The 4,313-nt window shown below is 47.8% G+C and carries 5 protein-coding genes and 2 pseudogenes; 1 reads left to right on the forward strand and 6 read right to left on the reverse strand.

The window, feature by feature from the left end; all coding sequences use genetic code 11:
- Nucleotides 1-147 (reverse strand): annotated as a pseudogene (locus DZ860_RS23425) (DMT family transporter); the annotation flags it as partial.
- Here DZ860_RS23425 and DZ860_RS24925 point away from each other — a divergent pair.
- The gene (locus tag DZ860_RS24925; RefSeq protein ID WP_000347577.1) at nucleotides 128-325 is read left to right on the forward strand and encodes a cupin domain-containing protein; all 198 of its coding nucleotides are present in this window, start codon (nucleotides 128-130) and stop codon (nucleotides 323-325) included. The pseudogene DZ860_RS23425 and the gene DZ860_RS24925 sit on opposite strands and share 20 nt — an antisense overlap.
- A 381-nt stretch (nucleotides 326-706) precedes the next feature.
- On the opposite strand, the gene DZ860_RS24930 is transcribed toward DZ860_RS24925, so the two are convergent.
- From DZ860_RS24930 to DZ860_RS24315, 5 genes and pseudogenes are all read right to left on the reverse strand, one after another.
- Nucleotides 707-871, reverse strand: coding sequence for a thymidylate synthase (locus DZ860_RS24930; RefSeq protein WP_077880258.1), 165 nt, complete (start codon nucleotides 869-871; stop codon nucleotides 707-709).
- The gene (locus DZ860_RS23440; RefSeq protein ID WP_063106511.1) at nucleotides 864-1,340 is read right to left on the reverse strand and encodes a dihydrofolate reductase; all 477 of its coding nucleotides are present in this window, start codon (nucleotides 1,338-1,340) and stop codon (nucleotides 864-866) included. The genes DZ860_RS24930 and DZ860_RS23440 overlap by 8 nt, the downstream gene beginning before the upstream one ends.
- On the reverse strand, nucleotides 1,337-2,026 hold the full coding sequence (locus DZ860_RS23445) for a ribonucleotide-diphosphate reductase subunit beta (protein WP_077880257.1): 690 nt from the start codon (nucleotides 2,024-2,026) through the stop codon (nucleotides 1,337-1,339). Before DZ860_RS23445 ends, DZ860_RS23440 begins: the two co-directional genes overlap by 4 nt.
- A gap of 217 nt (nucleotides 2,027-2,243) precedes the next feature.
- The gene (locus tag DZ860_RS23450) at nucleotides 2,244-3,785 is read right to left on the reverse strand and encodes an IS91-like element ISCR1 family transposase (protein ID WP_000050481.1); all 1,542 of its coding nucleotides are present in this window, start codon (nucleotides 3,783-3,785) and stop codon (nucleotides 2,244-2,246) included.
- 404 nt (nucleotides 3,786-4,189) lie between these two features.
- Nucleotides 4,190-4,313: pseudogene (locus DZ860_RS24315) on the reverse strand (sulfonamide-resistant dihydropteroate synthase Sul1); the annotation flags it as partial.

Genomic DNA, 4,313 nt, shown 5'->3' on the forward strand with positions numbered 1-4,313 from the left:
AGCAATTATGAGCCCCATACCTACAAAGCCCCACGCATCAAGCTTTTGCCCATGAAGCAACCAGGCAATGGCTGTAATTATGACGACGCCGAGTCCCGACCAGACTGCATAAGCAACACCGACAGGGATGGATTTCAGAACCAGAGAACATGTCATTGTACTGGAAGGCGCATTACAACTGCGGCTGGGGGATGAGTGGCACACCGTTTCTGCCGGGGAATCCCTGCGCTTCCATGCGGATATCCCGCACGCTTACGCCAATCCCGGTAAGGCCATTGTGACACTGCATAATCTGATCCATTATCCGCGCCCGGCGGACAAATAAAAAAGCAGGGTATAATAAATATACCCCGCTTTGACTTAACGGATCGTCTTACTTTATTTGTAAAATAAAACCAAAATAAATATGTGTTCAGCTTAACTTATTATATATCATCCTTATACCAACCGGGATGATATGTTTATACTGAACAGAAAAGCATGCCATTCAGAATACTATCTTCTGTTATATATGGCGGTTTATTTATTGTTTAATTACACACACTCAGGCATATCACTATGCTATCGTGATGTTTTCACTGGTGTTGTTACTACTGCCTTTACGGCATTTTGGTGTTGTTCAAAATGACTGTCGCAGCAGTCTTTCTGGTGTCTTAAATACTATTATTATAACTGCATCTGGTGTTGTTAATATTATTGTTACTGCTTAGCCCTGGAACTTCAACTCCTTACACGTAGTTGCTGGGAATCCCTTACTTAAATCCCAACGTAAGGTCTCGCCAAAAATAGATATAGTACCTACCCCTGTTCTGTCTGCTGTTTCTGTACCGCAGTCTATGACATATTTTAATAGCTCTTGGTAATTACGCATACAGTCTCATTTCTGCTTGGTCATTGTGAAATACTGGTACGGATTCTTTTGATTTGACAAAATCGTACACTGAGCTCGGCAAGAACACGTCAGCTACGAACTCCCCCTTTACCTCAGTCATATATATCTTATCCATTAACTTAAGGTTTTCCTCTGTCAACAAGGACATACCCCCAATTAAACTAATATTGCGCCCCGTACTCCTTAAAAAGGTGTAGAGGTTTTCTGGTCTTAGGATAATTACATTGGCGTTTTCGGGCTGCATAAGTCCAGAACTTACCACTATAAACTGCCTATTAGCAGATGCTTTGAACGGTAAGGATTCATAAGTAGTTCTGCCCATTACCAGGTCTGTTCCCTGCGTTAGTTTATTAAACGTTGGTAAATCGTCTGGTATACTGTCCCAAGGTAGACCTAAATCTAGCCCAAAGGCTAGATTTTCTGCTACTGCAAATATTGCTTGTTTCAATTTAGGTATTCCTCTCTTAAGTTAGCTAATGTTTTTTCCATTTCTGCATCTGATACTGATTTTACGGAATTAACTAAATATGCGGTTAATTGTATCTCTTGTGCTGCTGATTGAATCTTAGAAGCGTCAGTATAACTATCCATGTACGGTAGTGGATTTTCTGCGAGATTAGTTAGTCTAGGAACTCCTAGTGTATCTGCTACAGGTTGGGCAACCCAGTCCACATAGTCTTTGATTCTCTTAGCATTAATACCCACACACTGACGACCATTGCTAAACGCGTGGTCTGCCCAAGTATGCTCGTCGCTTACTACACCCTTTAACATCGCTGCAAAAGTGGGACGCAAAGATTCAAATGTTTCTGGCCACTGCTGTTTTAAGATACCCAACACTACTGAGCCGCCTTTAGCGTGCAGGATCTCATCTCTAGCAATCAAGGTAACGTTCTGTCCTATACCTTGTAATATGCCACGTTCAGCAATGCCGAATGTAATTGCGAAAGAAGCCATAAAATTAATAGCCTCTAGTAGATATAGTGTGACTACACAGAATAAGATTAGTTTTCTTAAATCTGATTCTGTTGGGTTATCACCAATATTCGCTAAATTGTTAAAACTATCTAGTAAAATGTTTGACCGCTTTACTATTTCCAGATTAGCATAGCCCCGTTTGGGTATAGGAAGTATAAACCACCTTTTTGCTCCTCATCCGAAGTATCTTACCTGAAATTCCCTCACTCGTTTACCGCTCAAGCCCCAATTTTAACTGCCGGTCCAGCCTAAACCGCTCTAATAAGGTTCGATTTGGCGGTAAAATCTCTAGCCTGATAGCTCGAGAGATACAAACTGCCCCACCGCCCCGTTTAAAAGTTGGCAGTGTTGAGCAGTGTTGGATTTGGGGTCGTCAGTCAAAGAGACGACTCTGTGATGGATCGAACAGGCTGGGAGTCAGTGGCGGCGCTCGTTCTGGTGGCAGCTCACGCTGCTTGGCGGCATTCGCCTTGGCTGTTTTCTGTTTCAGATGCTTGAGAATCTGCTCAATGACCTTCGGATCTTCGATGCTGGCAATCACTTTGACGTGACCGCCGCAGTGTTCGCAGACTTCAATATCAATATTGAAGACTCGCTTGAGGCGTTGCATCCAGGTCATGGCGCGGTGGCGCTCTGCAGGACTCTTGTCACGCCAGTTAGTATCGAGACCTTCCGATTTGTCGGGCTTCTTGCCCCGCTTGGCGGGTGTTACTTGAACTCGGTGTTTGCTGTTCGGTGCAAAGACGCCGTGGAAGCGTGTGAGGTTGACTCGCGGCTTAGGTACCAACGCAGCGAGTTTGGCGATGAAGTCCAGCGGCTCGAAGATCACATGGGTGGTGCCATTGCGGTACGGAGTTTTGAGCTCGTAACGCACCTGCCCATTGGCGGTTAATGCCAGACGTTTTTCTGAAACCGCTGGCCGACTAATGTAGCGACACAAGCGCTCAAGCTTATCCCGCTGATGCGCTTCGGCCATCACACCGGCGTGTAGCGAGAAACCAGCATGGTTGGCTACTCGACTGCTTGAGTCGGCTTTATCCTCACGCCCTGGCAAGGTTTGCAGGGTGAAGACTTTGCGCCCTTGCTGGGGGCCGACGGCAATGCGATACGTAACCGAAGCACCATGTAATTGAGTCAGCGTATCGTCTTCGCCCTCTTCCAGTGTCAACCACGTATTCTCGGCATCACGCTCCAAAATCCCACGCTTTTCCATGCAGCGAGCGATGCGATGGCTGAGGGTGTGAGCGAGCGTATTCAGCTCATCGTAAGTGGGTGCCTTGACACGATGGAAGCGTTGCTTGCCATAGTCATCTTCGGCATAGACACCATCGAGAAACAGCATGTGGTAGTGGACATTGAGATTTAGCGCGGAGCCAAAGCGTTGGATAAGAGTCACTGAGCCAGTTTGTGCAGAGGCTTTGGTGTAACCGGCTTTTTTGATCAGATGAGTTGAGAGTGTACGATAGACGATACTCAAGACCTGGCCCATCAGCTGGGGATGGCGAGCCAGCAAAAAGCGTAGCTGGAAAGGAAAGCTGAGCACCCACTGGCGAATGGGCTCCTTGGGGAAGACTTCGTCTATCAGCAGCGCCGCACTCTCGGCCATCCGGCGGGCACCGCAGCTAGGGCAAAAGCCGCGTCGTTTACAGCTGAAGGCGACCAGACGCTCGTGATGACAATCCTCGCAGCGAACCCGCATGAAACCATACTCCAGACGGCCACATTGGAGGAGGTCGTTGAATTCTTGTTGGATGTAGCGAGGCAGGTGTTGACCTTGGGCTTCGAGTGAGGCTTTGAAGGCTGGGTAGTGCTGCTCAACCAGCTGGTAGAGCAGCGTCTGGTCGGGTTGGTGGCGTTCGTAACCGTTTGTTTGAGTGGGCGATTGACTCGCCGTGGCGTTCCTTGCCAGCGACATGGGTATCCTCCGCTGATACTGTAGTTATGTACAGTATCAGCGGCTTGCGTTCAGACGTCCAGTCTGGCCCTAGACATCGCTAAATGCTTAACCCGCAATAGCCCTCACGAGTTGTTATCAGCCACTACCGGTTGAGCGAGAAGGTTTTGGGTTCAGGGTGCTATTGCTCCACCAATCACAATACTGAAGCCCCAACTGTTATCAGTTGGGGCTTTTTCTTGTCTGTTTGCGGCGGTTGCGTTTTATCGGTAGTCGTCGAGCTCTGCACCATCCCACATAAGAGCTTAACGGTGCGATCTTCAACGCCATCACACAAAACTTTCTTTTTCACGCACAGTCAACTTATTGGATGTTTTATTAACAACCCAAAAGGAGATATTTAGCGGGCGGCCGGAAGGTGAATGCTAGGCATGATCTAACCCTCGGTCTCTGGCGTCGCGACTGCGAAATTTCGCGAGGGTTTCCGAGAAGGTGATTGCGCTTCGCAGATCTCCAGGCGCGTGGGTGCGGACGTAGTCAGCGCCATTG

Source organism: Vibrio sinensis (assembly GCF_003605645.1).
Taxonomy (GTDB): Bacteria; Pseudomonadota; Gammaproteobacteria; order Enterobacterales; family Vibrionaceae; genus Vibrio; species Vibrio sinensis.